The sequence below is a fragment of the Marivirga lumbricoides genome (genome assembly GCF_014636295.1).
Lineage (GTDB): Bacteria > Bacteroidota > Bacteroidia > Cytophagales > Cyclobacteriaceae > Marivirga > Marivirga lumbricoides.
This window is the reverse complement of sequence record NZ_BMEC01000013.1, coordinates 75,292-92,185: the sequence shown is the minus strand read 5'-3', so window position 1 is coordinate 92,185 and position 16,894 is coordinate 75,292. Positions and strand designations below refer to the sequence as shown.

Here is a 16,894-nt window from a genome sequence, read left to right as displayed (position 1 = left end):
AGAATATGAAAGTAACCGAACATATAGCCAACGCGAAGAAAACAGTTTTTTCTTTCGAAATTTTACCACCCTTAAAGGGGCAGAATATTAAGACTTTGTTCTCTAACATTGAACCTTTAATGGAGTTTAAGCCCCCTTTTATTGATGTCACATACCATAGAGAAGAATACGTTTACCGCGATAAGGGGAACGGATTGTTAGAGAAGCGCACCACCAGAAAGCGGCCCGGTACGGTAGGCATTTGTGCCGCCATTAAAAACCGATTTGATGTAGATACTGTTCCGCACATTATCTGTGGCGGCTTTTCTAAGGAAGAAACTGAAAATGCACTCATCGATCTTGATTTTCTTGGAATTGATTCAGTGTTGATTTTACGTGGAGATCCTATTAAATCAGAAGCTAAATTTATTCCTGACCCTAATGGCCATGCCTATGCCATTGATTTGCTAGAGCAAGTGGTGCAAATGAATAAAGGGAGGTATGTAGATGAAGAATTGAAAGATGCCACGCCTACTAATTTTTGCATGGGGGTAGCGGGTTATCCGGAAAAGCATTTTGAGGCCCCCAGTATGAAATCGGATATTAAGATTTTGAAAAAGAAAGTGGAGGCCGGGGCTGACTATGTAGTAACACAGATGTTTTTCGATAATCAGAAGTTTTTTGACTTTGTAGAAACGTGCCGTAAAGAAGGGATCAATGTACCTATCATTCCAGGCCTAAAACCCATTACCTCATTAAAGCAAATGACAGCCCTGCCCCGTACCTTTTACCTGGACTTACCAGATGAATTGGTAGATCAGCTGGAGAAGTGCAAAACTAATGAGGAGGTGAAAGAAATAGGGATAGAATGGTGTATTCAGCAGTCCAAGGAGTTGATCAATTTTGGAACGCCATGCCTGCATTATTATTCCATGGGTAAGTCTGACCCTATTTATAGGATAGCGAAGAATATATTTTAATTAAGTCTTAATCAGAAGTTGAAAAGGAGCACGACAAAGCTTCTTTAAATTTTATAACTTGTTTGCATACTAGCTTTCAACTAAATTGTGAGGGAAATACCAGCACAATTGAGCATGACTCAAAAAGAGATAATTGAAGCTTTACGAAGAAAAATAGATTTCACAAAGGAGGAAATTGATATTTTCTTTGATAAAATTGAACATCAATCATACGCTAAAAATGCATATTTAACCAAACCTGGTGACCTGAATCCCCCATTTATGCTCATCAAAAGTGGATGTCTGATGACCTATTTTAAAGACCTAAATGATCATATTCATGCAATTCAGTTTGGTCAGGAAATGTGGTGGACAGGTGATTTGGATGCTTTCTTCAATGGTAAACCTTCTAAATATGGGATTAAAGCATTAACGGATGTTGAGGTTTATCTCTTTAAGAGGGAAATATTTGAATTAATTAACAACAGTAGTACTTTATTTGAGCGCTATTTCAGACAACTCTTTCAAAATGCCTTAATTAGCCATCAAAACCGAATTATCAGAAATATTTCCTTTACAGCTGAAGAAAAGTATCTCGAGTTTATACGGCTTCACCCAAGGCTAGAGTTAATTGTTCCCCAAAAATATATCGCCTCTTACATGGGTATTACACCCGAATTTTTAAGCAAACTCAAAAAGCAGATTGCTAAATCTTAATATGGGTTAAGATTTTTGTTCAGATAGTAAACATTTGTTTGTTTAATAAAACAAGCTTTATATTCTTTGGTTAATTTCATAATTATAAATTAAAAATTTACTACTATGAATCCAAACGAATATATTACAGGGCTCCACCACTTAACTGTTAGTGTAGGTAGCGCTCAGGAAGACATTGATTTTGTCACGCAGGTGATGGGGATGAGAATGATAAAGCAAACTGTTTTATTTGATGGAACTGCTAGTGTTTACCATCTCTATTATGCTAATGCAGATGCTGAAGTAGGCTCTGTTTGGACTACTTTTCCTTTTAAAAAGGCAGGAGTTTATGGAAAGAAAGGCTCCGGTCAAATTGAGGTTTCAGGTTTCTCAGTACATCCGGATGCTTTACCATTTTGGAAACAACATCTGAACAAGCACAAAGTAAAAAATACTGGAATAACAGAGCGTTTCGGCCAAAAAATGATTCAATTCGAAGATCCTTCAGGTGTTGGAATTGGTGTTTTTGGTGATGCAAACGATTCCAGAAATGCCTGGCAGACTGATGAGGTTTCAAAAGATAATGGGATTAGAGGTATTCATGGAGCAGTGCTTTCTGTAAGGGAAGTGGAAATGATGGATAAATACTTAACTGAGGTGCTTGGTTTTAACAAAGTAGGACAGGAAGGTCAATATCATCGCTACCATATCAGAGATGGTGGAGCTCGTAAAGTAATTGAATTACATCATGAACCGGATTTGCCTCAAGGTAGTTGGACTTTCGGAGTAGGAATTCCTCACCACATGGCTTTTGCTACTGCTAATGATGAACAAAGTGCTGAATTGAAGGCATATATAGAAGGAACAGGTTATACAGACGTAACAGAAATTAAAGACCGAAATTACTTCCATTCCATCTATACTAGAACGCCAGGTGGCCAACTGTTTGAGTTTGCAACTTCTGACATAGGATTTGCAGTAGATGAGCCTAAGGATTTATTAGGACATGAATTATTATTGCCTCCGTTTTTTGAGCATAGAAGAAACGAGATAGTAGCACCTTTAGAGAAAATCACAGTGCCTCATTATTTACAAAGCACTTAAAAACTGTTGTTTCAATAGAAATTTGCTGGTGGCATATTCCTTCTGAATCAGATTTGGAATATGCCATTTTATTTTATTCCTATCAGAATGAAGATTTCATTACCTGGAGCTTCTACAACTGCATACTTTCGATTGAGCTTACTTCTTCAATCAGATAAATAACTTCCTTTCTTATCTAATACCCTAAGTTCAACTTTAAACTTGATTTACCTCTCATTATATTTTTAAAGGAGATACCGCATAAATTAAGATTTTTTAAAAAGGAAGTCTTCATTTTGCGGTATAGCCTGCCCTGCCTTAGCGGGGGCGGTAGTTTTATAATCGAACTCGGTTAATACTATTTCAATTTGTTGATAAAACTTGTTCCGGTTTGCTCTTTAATTTCATCCAAACTAACTCCCGGTATCAATTCTACTAATTCGAAACCTGAATCACCGATTTTAAAAACAGCTTTATCAGTGATTACAATATCTACTGCATTCATAGCAGTAATAGGCAATTTACATGATTTTACCAATTTAGGACTTCCGTCTTTATTGGTGTGGTTCATTGTAATGATAAGTTTTTTAGCACCTGAAGCTAAATCCATAGCACCACCTACTCCTAATAATGGCTTACCCGGTACTGCCCAGTTGGCTAAATTTCCTTTTTCATCTACCTCCAAACCACCCATAATGGCTACATCAACATGTTTACCTCTAATCATGCCAAAAGAAGTTGAAGTATCGAAATAACTAGCTCCTTTAATTGCCGTAACCGGTACTTTACCTGCATTTACAGGATTGGTCATGGCTCCACTTCCATCAGAAGGTTCAGGGCCTACTCCCAACATGCCGTTTTCAGTGTGAAGAATGATACCATCTTCCTCTTTAATCAAATCAGCCACTAGTGTAGGAATTCCGATTCCTAAGTTGACTATATCTCCTTTTTGCAATTCTTTTAGAGCACGTCTGGCAATAATTAACCTATCTTCTCCTGCTTTTTTACTTCCTACCGAAGCTGAAGAACCAAGATGCTCTTTCTGTAATTTGGCTTCTACTAAAAAGTCCACATAACAAGCCTGGGAGTGAATTTGATTAGGATCTAATTCACCAATTGGCACTATTTCTTCCACTTCAGCTATTACTAAATCAGCGGCAGTAGCCATGGCTGTGTTAAAGTTCTGTTCGGTCATACGGTAGGTAAGGTTGCCTGCTGTGTCCGCTTTCCATGCCCGAATAAAAGCTACATTGCCTCTAATTCCTTCTACAAAAACCTGCTCAACATTATTAATAACTTTGGTCTCCATCTTTTCAGCCAAAACAGTCCCGACCGAAGTAGGCGTGTAAAAACCACCTATCCCCATTCCACCCGCTCTAATGGCTTCCCCTAAAGTTCCTTGCGGTAATAAAGTGTATTCCACTTTTCCCTCTTGCGCCCATTTTACTGCATTGGGGTTGCTGGTAAAATAAGAGCCAATCATTCTCTTTAACTGACCATTTGTTAATAATCTGTCGCCACCTAAGCCAGGCTCCCCTACATTATTACCAATATAGGTTAGATCTTTAATATTGGTTTCAGCCAATGCATGCAATAATTGAACCGGTGCGCCTGTCATTCCAAACCCCCCACATAATAGAATGTCATTATTTTTGACTTTGTCAGCAGCCTCTTTTACAGTAATTATAGGTGTGTTTTTCATAAGTAATTGCTAATTTCAAATCTTTAATACAACTCATATTTTGAACATAAGTTTATTATGAGAACAAAATAATGAAAAATAAGTTAGATATTTATTAAATGGATTCAACTATTAAAAAATCAGATTTTGTACAGTCGCTGGAAAAGGGTTTAAAGGTAATTTCTACTTTTGATTCAGATAATCCTAAAATGACTTTGACGGAAGTGGCAAAAAGGGTGGATTTGACCAGAGCTAATGCACGCAGAATACTTCTTACGCTGCAATATTTAGGATTTGTACAGACTGAAGATGGAAAGCAATTTAGTTTGAGTCCTAAGGTGTTGTCACTAGGATACTCGTATTTATCAGCACTACCTTTTCAGGAGTTAGCCAAACCCTATCTAAAAGCATTAGCTGAAGAGGTGAATGAGTCTTGTTCTATGTCAGTTTTGGACGCTAATGATATTGTATATGTAGCAAGAGTTCAAACTAACAGAATTATGACTATTTCTTTGGGAGTTGGAACTAGATTGCCTGTTTACGCTACCTCTATGGGAAGGGTATTATTAGCTGGTTTACCTGATGAGGAAGTGCAAAAGCTGTTGAAGGAAATGAAGCCACAGCAACTAACACCTAACACAATTATTGATATTGATCAATTAATTAAGAGAATTCAGCTTGTAAGAGAAAGAGGGTGGGCTTTGGCCGATCAGGAATTGGAAATTGGTGTAAGATCAATTGCGTGCCCTGTAAAGGATAAAAATGGTCTGACTATTTCCGCATTGAACATCAGCGGACATGCCAGTAGAGTGAGCAAAGATGAAATGTTAGAGAAATTTCTTCCTCACTTAAAAAGTACAGTGGTTCAAATAGAAAATGCAATACATAAATTATAAACATACTACACATGAACTTTACATATACATCGTATCCTAATCAGGTATTATTTGGAAAAGGGAAAACAGAAGAATTACCTTCAATTTTAAAGCCTTACAAAAAAGTAATGGCAATGGGAGAGGAGCGTTGGTCTTCTCATATTGAGAAAGTGAGTAAAGCTTTAGGAGATAATAAGCTGTATTATTTTCCAGAGATTATTCAGCATGTGCCTCAGCATTTAGTAGAAAAAGCAATGGTTAAGTTGAAGGAAGAAAAGCCGGATGTGTTATTAGCTTTTGGAGGAGGTTCTTCTGTAGGGCTTGCGAAGGCTTTAGCTCTGGAAACCAAATTACCTATTATTGCAGTACCCACCACTTATTCAGGTTCCGAACAAACCTATATTTGGGGAATTAGCTCTGAAGAAGGCAAAACAACGGGCAAATCAATGGATGTTATGCCTAAAGTGGTAATATATGATGCTAATTTAACAGCGACTTTACCTTTAAGCCTGGCTGTAACCAGTGGTATGAATGCAATGGCGCATTTAATGGAAGCTATTTATGCCCCTAATGGAAACCCTGTTACCCGCCACCATGCCTTATTAGGAGTGGAAAAAATTAAGAGAGGTTTGGAAGAGGTTGCCAGGGAGCAGCGCTTAACAGAAAAAGCTAATATTGATATTCAGTTTGGGGCTTATTTAGCTGGTAAATGCTTATGTGAGGTGAGTATGTCATTACACCATAAAATGGCTCACGTTTTAGGAGGCTCATTCAAATTAGAACATTCCTATGTTCATACAGTTATTCAGCCATTTGTGTTGAATTATCAATGGCCCTATTTATCTGATGAAATTAAAAGTGATTTTGTACAGGTTTTAGGGCATCAACCAGCCAATAAGTTACAGGAGCTTTCTGCTAAGGCAGGAGGGCCAACTGATTTAAAAAGCATTGGTTTTAAACAGGAAGATATTGATAAAGCTGTGGAAACTGTGCTGGCTAAACCTTATGAAAATGTAGCCCCACTTGAAAAAGCAAAATTAGTGGATATGTTAAATCACGCCTATGAAGGTAGCCTGGATGGGTAAATCATTTGTATTTTAATGATTTAAACTTGGGTTTATAATAACAATTCTTATTGATTTTTTAGTTTCAGCACAAAAACCTTTTTTTATATAATTAGTTGTATGTACATATATTTTTATTTTTTTAAATATTAAAAGGATGTCTGAGAAACTTCACCTTTTTGAAAATACCATTTTTGCCGGAGCCTCATTAGAAAAGGCAAAAAGAGCTATTATTATGACACATGGCAGAGGAGATGATTCTTCCAAAATGAAACAACTAGCTCAGCAATTGGAATTGCCTGATGATGTTGCTATTGTTTACCCTGTTGCCACTAATAATACCTGGTACCCTAAAGGCTTTATGGAGAACTGGAGCGAAAATCAGCCATGGTTGGATTCAGCTTTAGAAAATCTTGATCAAATTATTAGTGAACTGGATAGGAAAGGAATTTCCAGAGAGAAAATATTTTTATTAGGTTTTTCTCAAGGAGCCTGTCTCAGTTTGGAATATGCTGCCAGAAATGCACAGAAATATGCAGGAATAATGATTTTAAGTGGCGGAGTGATAGGCCCGTATATTGAAAAAAGCAATTATAAAGGAGACTTTGAAGGAACTGAAATTTTTATAGGTTGCAGTGATATTGACCATCATATTCCGGAAAGCCGATTGCATGAGTCTGATGAGGTGGTAAGTGCAATGGGAGCAAAAGTAGATAAGAGAATTTACCCTGGGATGGATCACATCATTAATGAAGATGAGATCAAAAAAGTTAAACAGATGATAAACGCTTAAAAGCATTTGTAAGATGAATTTTAAAGGAGTTATAAAAGGTTTGCATCATATTACTGCCACAGTAAACGATGCGCAGGAAGATTATGATTTTTATACTAAAATATTGGGTCAGCGCCTGATTAAGGAAACAGTCAATTTTGACAATGAAAATGTTTACCATTTCTATTATGGTAATGAAGTAGGGTCACCCTCTACTATTTTCACTACTTTTCCTTATAAAGGACAAGGAGTGAGAGATGGTGTTATAGGATCAGGACAGGTCTTTGAAACAGTATTTTCTGTTTCTTCAGGTAGTTTAAGTTTCTGGGAGGAAAGACTCAAAAATAAAGGAGTTAAATTTTCAAAGGTTGCTTATTTTGGAAATGATAAACTGCAATTTCAGGATCCTTCGGGATTGAAATTAGCTATTATTGAGGATGCAAGCGATGAGCGTCAGCCAGTTTGGAAAACTGATGACATATCAGTGGAAAAGAATATTATTGGTATTCATCACGTAGTATTAGCCATTGAAAATGTAGAAGAAACGAGCCGATTTTTAGAAATCTTTGGATATTCACAAACAAAAGCAGACGGAGATTTTACTTTATTTGAGAGTGAATTAGGAGGCGCAGGTAATAGCCTTGCAGTAATGGATGCCAAAGATTTGCCAAAGGGGAAAAATGGCTTAGGTACAGTGCATCATGTGGCTCATAGAGTGGAAAAGGTTGAAGACTCTATCAAAATAAGAGATTATGTAGTGAAAGAGTTTGGTGTAAAAGCCACAGAAGTAAAAGATCGAAAATACTTTGAGTCTATCTATTTCCGAATTCCCGGAGGAGTGCTTTTTGAAATAGCCACTGAAGGCCCAGGCTTTACCATTGATGAAACTAAAGAGGAATTAGGAAGTTCTTTGAAATTACCAGACTGGCAGGAACCTCATAGAGAAAGAATTGAAAAAGGATTACTTAAGTATGAGAGATAGAAATTAATTAACTAAAGCCTCATTTTGAGGCTTTTTTATTAGCATCTATTCAGCGTAATTAAATTTATAGATGATTTCAAGATTAGGATTTTCTTTTTGCCATTGTAGAATCTGTGTCGTATCAATTCGGTTGCCGGTAATATTAATATAGCTTAAGTTTTTAAGCTTTTTCAATTTATCTATCTCATTAGCGATAATTAAAAAATTTAAAGTTAGGTTCAGACTGTCTAATTGCTTTAGTTCTACAAATTCGTCCGGAAGTTCAGTAAGGTTTAAGACACCTAAACCTAAATATTCAAGAGATTTTAATTTAGCAATGGCAGGTGTTAACTTATTTTTTGGAGCATTATCTATCATCCTATCCCAATCTTCTAAAGGAGGAAAAACAGACCATAGGTTAGCGTCTTCGCTGATAGTTAATTTAGTAATGTTGCCTAAAGTGCCTACTTCTTCCGGGATTTTATCATATCCCTGTTCATCTAAAATTACTTTTGCTTCTTTCTCCGAAATGTAAGGATCAATTTTGAATGCAGAAATTTCTTTTCTTTCGTTGCATGAAGAAATTAATAAAAGTAAAAATCCGCTAATTATATGCTGGTACATATTCATATTAATTTCCATATCTTCTCAATTCCTCAATCTCGGATTGATTTAACTGCTCTTTCGGTAAATAGATAGAGGAATAATTAGGAAAGCGCAAACAAAAATATTCGCTTCGTTCTGCTATTTCTTTTAAACTGTTAAATTGTATAGTAGAACTGTTACCTTCATTGTCAAGCATGCTTAGGCTTCCCTCGGCTATAACAAGATCATAAATATCATCTTTAACAAACTGCTGTTTTTTTATGAGAAACCAGAAAAATGGATGAAATGTAAAATAGATCGAAGCACTAACTATAAATAAAACAGTGATCGGATCCTCTAAAATAGTGTTCCTGGTATCTATAAAGATCCATAAGTAAAGAAAAGCACATAGCATAATTGGCCAAAAAACAATCCTTATTTTCTTTTTGCCGTGATAGTACTCTTTCCTGTAAAAATACTTTTTCCTCTTACTACTTAAATTTATAGCGCTCATGATTAACTAATTTACTACAACATAATTATTTAAGGGTTTCATGATTAAATTATTCCGGTTGATTCTAACTCATATTTGAGGTCTCTAAACATTTTTAATTTTTGTTCATCACTTAAAATAATTCTTCTCTTTTCAACTATTCTGATGGGTTCATCAACATTTCCTACATTGGAAGGAGTAATTTTAAAACTAAATTCGTCTTTTAAAACTTCCCTGAACCATGTGACTTTTTTTCCTTTAGTATAACTACTGACAAGGAGTTCACTATAATCAATTACTCCATCTTCTTTACTATATGTTATCATTGAAATATAAAGATGCCCACTTGAAGGTAAACTGACTACTTTAGTTTTATGTAACCCCTTTGAGTTTAATTTTAATTGTATGTTTTTCATAATAACCTTTTAAAATCTAAATGAGATTTTTTATTGAAAGTTCTTCTCGTAGTTTTTCATAGAGTTCAAGCTTTTTTTGAATCTCAGTTTCCTCTTTTCTAGAGCTTATTTTTAAGGGCTCCGATAGATCATTTATTGGACTATGATTATTAATCAAAATTTCAAAAGGCTCATTAATATTTTCATCTATCCATACAATCTCATTATCGGAATCTACAGCAGATACACTAAAATGAATTGTTGATATTTCAGCTTCTTTAACCTCAATGTCTAATAAATTGCTTATTACACCTTTAGTCGCTAATCCAATACATTTTTCCGAGTGAACTTCGTTACTTTTGAATGTTATTTTCATGTTATCTATTACCATTTATTCAATATCCGATGGCACATTTTGCAAATGGCCACTGACCAATTTTCGTTTCATAACAATCGCGCAAACAAGATGCACAATTAAATTGAGTATTATTTACATCATTTTGAAAGGTGCATTCTTCAAAAAAATCTAAACAAGCTTCATTAGGAAATTCAAGATCATCCGCTTCGGCAAATTCATGAACAGAAGACCAATATATATATACTACATAACCCAATACGATTATCTCACCAATCGGTGTCGGTTCAACAAGTGCTACAGCTGTCATAGTTGCTAATACTCCACCTTCTTCATAGTTTGTATCATCATAAAGTTGTATTTCAAATCCATTTTCCTTTAAAGTCTGTAGTTCAGGTAAAAGCCATGCACCTAATTCAGAATTGTAAGTATAAACCAAACCATTGTTATCTGTTGCTTTCATTCCATTATAAGGATTGTTCACATTTCCTCGTCCAACTGCTGTTAATGCATTGGCTAAGTCTGCCACACAATCGCCATCACCGTCAGGCACCAAATTAGGTCCGCAATCTATGATACAGTTCCCATTACCATCTGGTACCATACCAGGCTCGCAATCAGGTACACACTCCCCATTCTCATCCGCTAAATAGTTCTCACTGCAAATTACTGCATCACAATCCACCCACATACCTTCAATGAAGGGGTGTCGGCATAAACTGTTAGGGTTGTCCGGATCTGACGGCCCTCCTCCTCCCGTTCCACCTGTTTCAGAACCCGTACCTGGATCTTGTCCTGCGATTGGTAGTGGGTCTGTACAAACTATTTCAGTATAATCATGAGTGCATTTGGAAGACCTCAATTCTCCATCAATATGGACATCCACACAAAACCAATAATCATATTGGACACAGCCCGACATTGATCTATTATTTTCCTCATTATGATTAGGTTGCTGAGTTACTTTACTCTCTTCAATCAAAATACCATTTTCATAAATAAGCATGCGCTTAGCTTCATCTCCCCAATCACTTACTAAAAAATAACCCGTGAACTCCGCTGTGTTTTCTGTAGGTACCGGCATTACATATTCCAATACAACTTCACCGGCTTCATCTTTATAGGCTCTTCCAAACGAGGTATAATCAACAGGAAAGCGTTTGGTACCTTCTCCTGAACTTACATATCTTTTACCTTCCTCTCCTATATTACTCTTAGTAGGAAAGAATAGCACATCACCCACTTCCAATTCCTTATAAATGGCCAAATCCCATACAATATCAACTGAATTGTCTGTGCTGGTTCGGGAATTAATATTCTGGGTTTTGCGGGCATTGAAAGCTGCTTTTACTTCTTCAATGGTAATGTCTTTTACTTCTTCCATCTGAATTACTTCTTCCTGATTACAGGAAAAGAGCAGGAGGAGCAAAAAACTACAGTAAATGGAGAGCCTTTTCATTAACAAGTATTTTAAGGTTTATTACCGGGTTCTTTCAAAACAATTAAAAACTCTCCTTAAATGTGTGAAAAGAATTGAGCAGGATACTGTCATGAAAAGGAAAAAGCCAAATTAATTTCACTTTGTAGGTTTGCCAAAGCAAGAAAACTGAATCTCTTTTTTTGGTCGGTGCTACTTTATTCAAAAAGTCTTTAACCGCGTTGATAATTTAAAATCAAGAAAAATTTTAATAAATGCAAGAAACATTACATTAAATTCTTTAAATAATATCGTTAAGAAAATTTAATTCCCAAAATATTTATGAATGAGTCATTATTTAGAGTCAAATTAGATAGGTAGTATTGTTTTTGTACTAATGTAATTAAGAATCATTTTTCTCCAACTTTCTTGTAAAACAACCCTAAGAATGGCCCCAAAGCCAAAACTGGCAAAATATAATATAGCTCAAAGTATATGTTCAGGAAGTTGACCAGTTGAAGGCTTACTATTGTAATGGCAAAACCGATACAGTTTACAATGGTAAGGGCACTTCCTTTGAACTCGGCAATGGCATTTTGCGCCACCATAGTCGAAAATAAGGGAGAGTCGGCTGTAACAGCAATTCCCCAAATCACCAAAAAGCCGGTTAATGTAGTAGAACCGGCATAAAGAAATACCACAGGAATTAATATGCAGCAAATTCCTGAAAGGGATAAAGCTGAAAAGGCTACTTTTCTGGCAGTTAATTTTTCAGCCAAATAACCAGCCAATACACAGCCAAGCGCTCCAATAGCAATAATAACAAAAGAGAAAAGTGAAATATTCTTAGGCTCATAGCCATTGTATTCGCTATGTGAGAGTAACAGGAGTGGCACAAAAGCCCAGAAAGTATACAGTTCCCACATGTGGCCAAAATAGCCAAAAGCTGCCGCACGAAATGCTTTAGGTTTAAAAACTGTAATAAGCGCACCGATTTTAAGCCCCTGACCTGACTTTCGATAAGGCCCATCAGGTACGAAAGCAAAAATTAACAAGCCACCTAAAAAAGCTAAGGCCGAGGTGGCATAAATGATATACTGCCAGTTAAAGTCTGATCCTAAACTATTCAGCAAGTGAGGAAATGCTGTACCTAACACCAAAGCACCCACTAAAAATCCTAAGGATTTGCCTAAGCCTTTATCAAAATAATCAGCAGCTATTTTCATTCCCACCGGGTAAATTCCTGCGAGACAAATACCTGTTAAAAAGCGTAAACCTACTAGACTTAGGTAGGAGTTACCAGGAAAAGTGACTGAACAATTTAATGCAGCGGCTATTGTGGCTGAAAAGAGAAATACCTTTGAAGGGGAAAATTTATCAGCAATGGCTAATAAAGCAAAAATTAAAGTCCCAAAAATAAAGCCCAATTGTATGGAGGATGTGAGGTGACCTAATGCGGTGGAAACTAAATCAAAATTAACAATCAAATCACTAATAATAGCATTGCCTGCAAACCAAACAGAGGTACAGCAAAACTGAGCTAATACTATAATAGGCAGTATTTGCTTATTAATCTTATAGTTTTGTCCAAGAACATTTTTCAATCTATTACTTAAGTTTGAGAGTTTAATATCGATTATATATCTCGTTTGATAAATTGCTTTAGTAAGAGGTAAAACTAGCTAAAAATGTTATAAGTAACTGTTGGAATTATAAATATGGAAGCTAATTAATAAGCTATAAAATGAGTTCGATTGTTATTGAAACCGTTCCCGCTGAGGCTGGAAAAATTAAGGCTTACCTTTTCAAAAATCTTAATTATCCTGCTTGTGCCGACCAATGGCATATTTCATGCTAAATATTAATGAGATCACGGATAATTTTCTTTTTTTTAAAATGTAAAAAGAAAATTTCCGAGATGACGTTCTCTTACAGCTTCAGGTTAATTTCAAAATCGGACTCATGCCTATTAAATAGTAAAGACTAATTTATTATTTTGATAATGTATTTATGTAAAACCAATGCAAATATTGCAGGACAAAATGCTTTATATACCAGCATGATGTATAACAACTCATCCGCCCAAGCGGATGAAAGCGCGTGGGCCGACAAAAAGGCGGGCGTGGGAAGTTTGTAGGGTAGAAGCATCTTTTTGTCTTGACTTTTTCTATCTTTTTTGTCAAGAAAAAAGATTAAGGAATCAAAAGTTAAAATCATTAACTTTAAAGTATGAATGAACTGGAAAAGTCCATACAAGCATATTTCGGGGTTGTAAAACATGAGGAACTGTCTGTTATTTCTTCATTATTTAAAGCTGAACACCTGAAAAAGGGTGACTTCTACCTAAAATCAGGGCTGCAATGCAATAAGCTCAGTTTTGTAAAATCCGGATTAGTACGCATTTATAGCCAGTCAGAAAATAAAGAAGTTACCCAGTGGATTTCCGATAAAAGCTCCTTCATCACTGATCTTTCCAGCTGGGTTTTTGGCAAACCTTCCCGCTGGACTATGCAAGCTCTAACGGATGTTACCTTTTTCACAATCTACAAAAGTGATTATCAGCAATTAGAAGAAAAGGTGAGGGACTGGCATAAGCTGGAGAAGATGTTTATTGCCAAATGTTTTGCCGTTATGGAAGACAGGATCTTTAGCCATCTTTCTATGACGGCTGAAGACCGCTATCAGTTCTTCTATGAAAATAACAGGGAACTCTTTAATCAGGTCCCGCTTCAATACATAGCTTCACTGCTTGGTATGACTCCTGAAACTTTCAGCAGAATCAGGAAAAAACAACTTTCACGTGTGTAAGGTTATTTATTTTGACACGTGGAATTCGCAAGATTAATATTCGTTCTTATTTTTTCTTTCCAATAATGCTCATTTCTTGATATTTGTCAAGCGCATTTTGCACTTATTGTTTCAATTTTGACTCAACAAAATGATGAGATAATGACAAAGCAAATTGAAACAAGTATCCGGATAAAAGCCTCATCTGAAACGGTGTGGGATATATTAACAGATTTTGAGAAGTACCCTCAGTGGAATCCTTTTATTAAATCCGTTAAAGGAGAAGTGAAAGAAGGGAACAATATAGAGGTGCGTATTGAACCTCCTGGCGCAAAGGGCATGACTTTTAAACCTAAAGTATTGGCTTTTAAGCCTCAGAAAGAATTTAAGTGGTTAGGCAATCTGTGGGTAAAAGGGTTGTTTGATGGCGAACATGCTTTCTTTTTAACAGCGCATAAAGATGGTTCCACTACTTTGGTGCAAAGCGAAAAATTCAAAGGGATTTTAGTGCCGCTTTTTAGCAATATGTTGGACAATAATACATTAAAAGGCTTTCAGCAAATGAATGAAAAACTCAGGGAATTAGCTGAAGCGAAAGTTCTTGAATCTGCCTTCAATGTTGTTAAACCTTAATTCTAACTAAAGGGAAGGAGGATTTTCATAAACTCTTCCTTACTTTTTTGAAGTATTAAAAAGCTTCACCAACAAATATGTAGAAGCCAGGCCCTTCTCTGGTAAAAGCAATATCAACCCGTGTGTAAACATCTTTATTAGGAAATAAAAGAAAGCGTAATCCTGCCCCACCGGAAAGGACAATATTAGAAATATCGAAGCTGGGAAGTTTATCAAATACGGAGCCTGCCCCTGCAAAAACTGCTGCTCCAATGCGGTCAGTAAAACTAAAAGGAATTGGTAAAAACCTGTATTCCACTTGAGCTGCAATTTGATGATTATCACGATACCTACCTCTGTAGTACCCGCGCATCATGTTTTCTCCTCCCATCAGGGCAAGCTGATTAAAAGGAACATCTCCAAAATTAAATTGCCCTAAAAACTGAGCGGCCAGCACATTGTTTTTACCCATCGGCCTGAAAATACGAGTATCAGACACAACAGAAGTGAAGTCATAAGAGCTGCCCCAACTGGTGTTGTAATGTAAAAAAGCCAGTTCCGAGAAAAACCCTTTTCTCACATTAAGCACATTATGTCGGTTGTCTCTAACAATGCCGAGCCCAAAGCCCAGGTTGTTAGTGCCTTCACTTCCTCTTGGTAGATCAATGGTAGCATTACCTTCAGTAATAAAATTAACATTGCTTAATCGTTGATAATCTATTTCCAACCCCAGAAAAAGATCTTTGTAAATCTTTCTTAGCACTCTTTCTTTAAGAATAATCTGATTTGCATCTACTCTGGCAATATAGTCTTTCGGGGTATCTATACCAATACCATGATAGAAAAGTGGGAAACTTTGAAAGCGTAAATTACCTAAGAAGAACCATTTGTCCTTATCACTGTAAATGGCATGGTCCAGGTAAAGTCCGTATTGATTTTCCAGGGTAAAAAATGTAAAAGCATTTATTTCGCTTAGCCTGTTAAGCGTGTCCTTCTTTGAATAGTACACAAAAAGAGAGCTGAGCCCTATTTCCCAACTCGTTTCAGGAGCATAGCCCACAACAGGATAAACTAAGAACTTGGAGTCGGCAGCACTTGTGGTATCGTTAGCAAAGTTGTTCCAATATTTTTTGAAAATCCCCTGACTATTAGCCGGAGGGGATAGTAGATAAAAACACAGGCCAACTAGAAAACAGAAAATAAGCTTTAAGGAATTTTTTTCAATAGTGAATAGTGGCAAAATAAATTAAGGTTTAATAAATGATAGTTTTTATCGTAATAGCAGCCGTAATAACTTAAATATACAATTAAAGTTGTCAAAGTGCTGTTAAAAACAATAGTCAAAAGGAAGACCCTCTACTGTAATTTATACTATTTAGAAATTGTTCAGTGAATTAAGAGAACAAATTTTCTTTATATTGAAGAGTTAACAGTAATCGAATACCATCACTAACAATTGATATGCCTGAGATTATCGATTTAAGCCAGGAAATTTTTGACGGAATGCCTGTTTATAAAGGACTTCCCCCTGTTCATATTCAGGTGCATGCCTCCCATGAACAGTGGGAAGGCTTGTTAAATGCTAAAACTGTTTCCCCGGCAGTTAATAAACTGGAAATGGGTGAGCATACAGGTACTCACGTAGATGCATTGAACCATATGAGCAGGCTGAATTTTGGCCAATCGATTGAGAAAATGCCTCTAAGTATGTTTTATACAGAAGGCATTTGCCTTGATTTTTCTCATAAAAGCATAAGGGAGTTGATTGAACCGGAGGAAATAGAAGAAGCTTGCATAAAAGCTAAGCTTGTTATCCGGAAAGGAGATACCGTATTAATTTATACCGATCATTACCGTAAGGCTTTTGGTACAGAAAATTGGATAAAGGGGCCGGGAATTAGTGCAGCTGCTTGTCGATACTTAGGAGAAAAGGAAATTGCTGCTTTTGGAGTGGAAACTATGGCTCCGGGAGTTTCTGGTGTGAGTAATAAAGAAGTACATTTAATATGTGGAGAACTCGGCTTTACACATTACGAAAACCTTATTAACCTTAATCAATTGGTAGGAAGAGGCCGTTTTCGATTTATAGGGTTGCCTTTAAAAATACGGGGAGGAACAGGTTCACCAGTGAGGGCTGTAGCAATTTTTGATTAAATAGAGCCTATTAGGCAATTACACGT

18 protein-coding genes are annotated in these 16,894 nt (G+C 36.2%); 10 read left to right on the top strand and 8 right to left on the bottom strand.

Annotation, left to right across the window (positions count from 1 at the left end; all coding sequences use genetic code 11):
* Positions 1 to 5 precede the first annotated feature (5 nt).
* The 3 genes from metF to IEV85_RS18885 all read left to right on the top strand — a co-directional run bounded on the left by metF (position 6) and on the right by IEV85_RS18885 (position 2,738).
* Positions 6 to 959: a methylenetetrahydrofolate reductase [NAD(P)H] gene (metF, locus tag IEV85_RS18895; RefSeq protein ID WP_188466413.1), complete on the top strand. Its 954-nt coding sequence runs from the start codon at positions 6 to 8 to the stop codon at positions 957 to 959.
* An 87-nt stretch (positions 960 to 1,046) separates the two neighbouring features.
* On the top strand, positions 1,047 to 1,655 hold the full coding sequence (locus IEV85_RS18890) for a cyclic nucleotide-binding domain-containing protein (protein WP_188466411.1): 609 nt from the start codon (positions 1,047 to 1,049) through the stop codon (positions 1,653 to 1,655).
* 105 nt (positions 1,656 to 1,760) lie between these two features.
* Positions 1,761 to 2,738, top strand: coding sequence for a VOC family protein (locus IEV85_RS18885; protein ID WP_188466409.1), 978 nt, complete (start codon positions 1,761 to 1,763; stop codon positions 2,736 to 2,738).
* A gap of 337 nt (positions 2,739 to 3,075) precedes the next feature.
* Here the strand turns inward: IEV85_RS18885 and IEV85_RS18880 are convergent, their stop codons facing one another.
* Complete coding sequence (locus IEV85_RS18880) at positions 3,076 to 4,419, bottom strand: 3-oxoacid CoA-transferase (RefSeq protein ID WP_188466407.1); 1,344 nt, start codon at positions 4,417 to 4,419, stop codon at positions 3,076 to 3,078.
* A 98-nt stretch (positions 4,420 to 4,517) separates the two neighbouring features.
* Between IEV85_RS18880 and IEV85_RS18875 the strand changes: the two genes are divergently transcribed.
* From IEV85_RS18875 to IEV85_RS18860, 4 genes are all read left to right on the top strand, one after another.
* The gene (locus IEV85_RS18875) at positions 4,518 to 5,294 is read left to right on the top strand and encodes an IclR family transcriptional regulator domain-containing protein (RefSeq protein ID WP_188466405.1); all 777 of its coding nucleotides are present in this window, start codon (positions 4,518 to 4,520) and stop codon (positions 5,292 to 5,294) included.
* Between the two features lie 11 nt (positions 5,295 to 5,305).
* Positions 5,306 to 6,358: a maleylacetate reductase gene (locus IEV85_RS18870; protein WP_188466403.1), complete on the top strand. Its 1,053-nt coding sequence runs from the start codon at positions 5,306 to 5,308 to the stop codon at positions 6,356 to 6,358.
* 136 nt (positions 6,359 to 6,494) lie between these two features.
* Positions 6,495 to 7,130 carry an alpha/beta hydrolase gene (locus IEV85_RS18865; RefSeq protein WP_188466400.1) on the top strand — a complete coding sequence of 212 codons (636 nt, stop codon included), beginning with the start codon at positions 6,495 to 6,497 and terminating at the stop codon, positions 7,128 to 7,130.
* Positions 7,131 to 7,143: 13 nt separating this feature from the next.
* Positions 7,144 to 8,091, top strand: a complete 948-nt coding sequence (locus IEV85_RS18860) for a VOC family protein (RefSeq protein ID WP_188466398.1) — start codon at positions 7,144 to 7,146, stop codon at positions 8,089 to 8,091.
* 45 nt (positions 8,092 to 8,136) lie between these two features.
* Here IEV85_RS18860 and IEV85_RS18855 read toward each other — a convergent pair whose 3' ends face one another.
* From IEV85_RS18855 to IEV85_RS18830, 6 genes are all read right to left on the bottom strand, one after another.
* Positions 8,137 to 8,694 (bottom strand): leucine-rich repeat domain-containing protein, encoded by a 558-nt coding sequence (locus IEV85_RS18855; protein WP_188466396.1) that lies wholly within the window; start codon positions 8,692 to 8,694, stop codon positions 8,137 to 8,139.
* 7 nt (positions 8,695 to 8,701) lie between these two features.
* The gene (locus IEV85_RS18850) at positions 8,702 to 9,169 is read right to left on the bottom strand and encodes a YcxB family protein (RefSeq protein WP_188466394.1); all 468 of its coding nucleotides are present in this window, start codon (positions 9,167 to 9,169) and stop codon (positions 8,702 to 8,704) included.
* Positions 9,170 to 9,213: 44 nt separating this feature from the next.
* Positions 9,214 to 9,564 (bottom strand): hypothetical protein, encoded by a 351-nt coding sequence (locus IEV85_RS18845; RefSeq protein WP_188466392.1) that lies wholly within the window; start codon positions 9,562 to 9,564, stop codon positions 9,214 to 9,216.
* Positions 9,565 to 9,580: 16 nt separating this feature from the next.
* A complete protein-coding gene (locus tag IEV85_RS18840) occupies positions 9,581 to 9,919 on the bottom strand; it encodes a hypothetical protein (protein ID WP_188466390.1) in 339 nt (112 codons plus the stop codon).
* Between the two features lie 19 nt (positions 9,920 to 9,938).
* Positions 9,939 to 11,357 carry a hypothetical protein gene (locus tag IEV85_RS18835; RefSeq protein WP_188466388.1) on the bottom strand — a complete coding sequence of 473 codons (1,419 nt, stop codon included), beginning with the start codon at positions 11,355 to 11,357 and terminating at the stop codon, positions 9,939 to 9,941.
* Between the two features lie 368 nt (positions 11,358 to 11,725).
* Positions 11,726 to 12,919 (bottom strand): MFS transporter, encoded by a 1,194-nt coding sequence (locus tag IEV85_RS18830; RefSeq protein ID WP_229712653.1) that lies wholly within the window; start codon positions 12,917 to 12,919, stop codon positions 11,726 to 11,728.
* 625 nt (positions 12,920 to 13,544) lie between these two features.
* Here IEV85_RS18830 and IEV85_RS18825 point away from each other — a divergent pair.
* Both IEV85_RS18825 and IEV85_RS18820 read left to right on the top strand, forming a co-directional pair.
* A complete protein-coding gene (locus tag IEV85_RS18825; RefSeq protein WP_188466386.1) occupies positions 13,545 to 14,123 on the top strand; it encodes a Crp/Fnr family transcriptional regulator in 579 nt (192 codons plus the stop codon).
* 141 nt (positions 14,124 to 14,264) lie between these two features.
* On the top strand, positions 14,265 to 14,735 hold the full coding sequence (locus tag IEV85_RS18820) for an SRPBCC domain-containing protein (protein ID WP_188466384.1): 471 nt from the start codon (positions 14,265 to 14,267) through the stop codon (positions 14,733 to 14,735).
* Positions 14,736 to 14,790: 55 nt separating this feature from the next.
* Here the strand turns inward: IEV85_RS18820 and IEV85_RS18815 are convergent, their stop codons facing one another.
* Entirely contained in the window at positions 14,791 to 15,954 is a 1,164-nt protein-coding gene (locus IEV85_RS18815) for a BamA/TamA family outer membrane protein (RefSeq protein ID WP_229712652.1), read from the bottom strand.
* A 221-nt stretch (positions 15,955 to 16,175) separates the two neighbouring features.
* On the opposite strand from IEV85_RS18815, the gene IEV85_RS18810 reads away from it, so the two are divergent.
* On the top strand, positions 16,176 to 16,868 hold the full coding sequence (locus tag IEV85_RS18810; protein ID WP_188466382.1) for a cyclase family protein: 693 nt from the start codon (positions 16,176 to 16,178) through the stop codon (positions 16,866 to 16,868).
* The last annotated feature ends 26 nt before the right edge of the window (positions 16,869 to 16,894 follow it).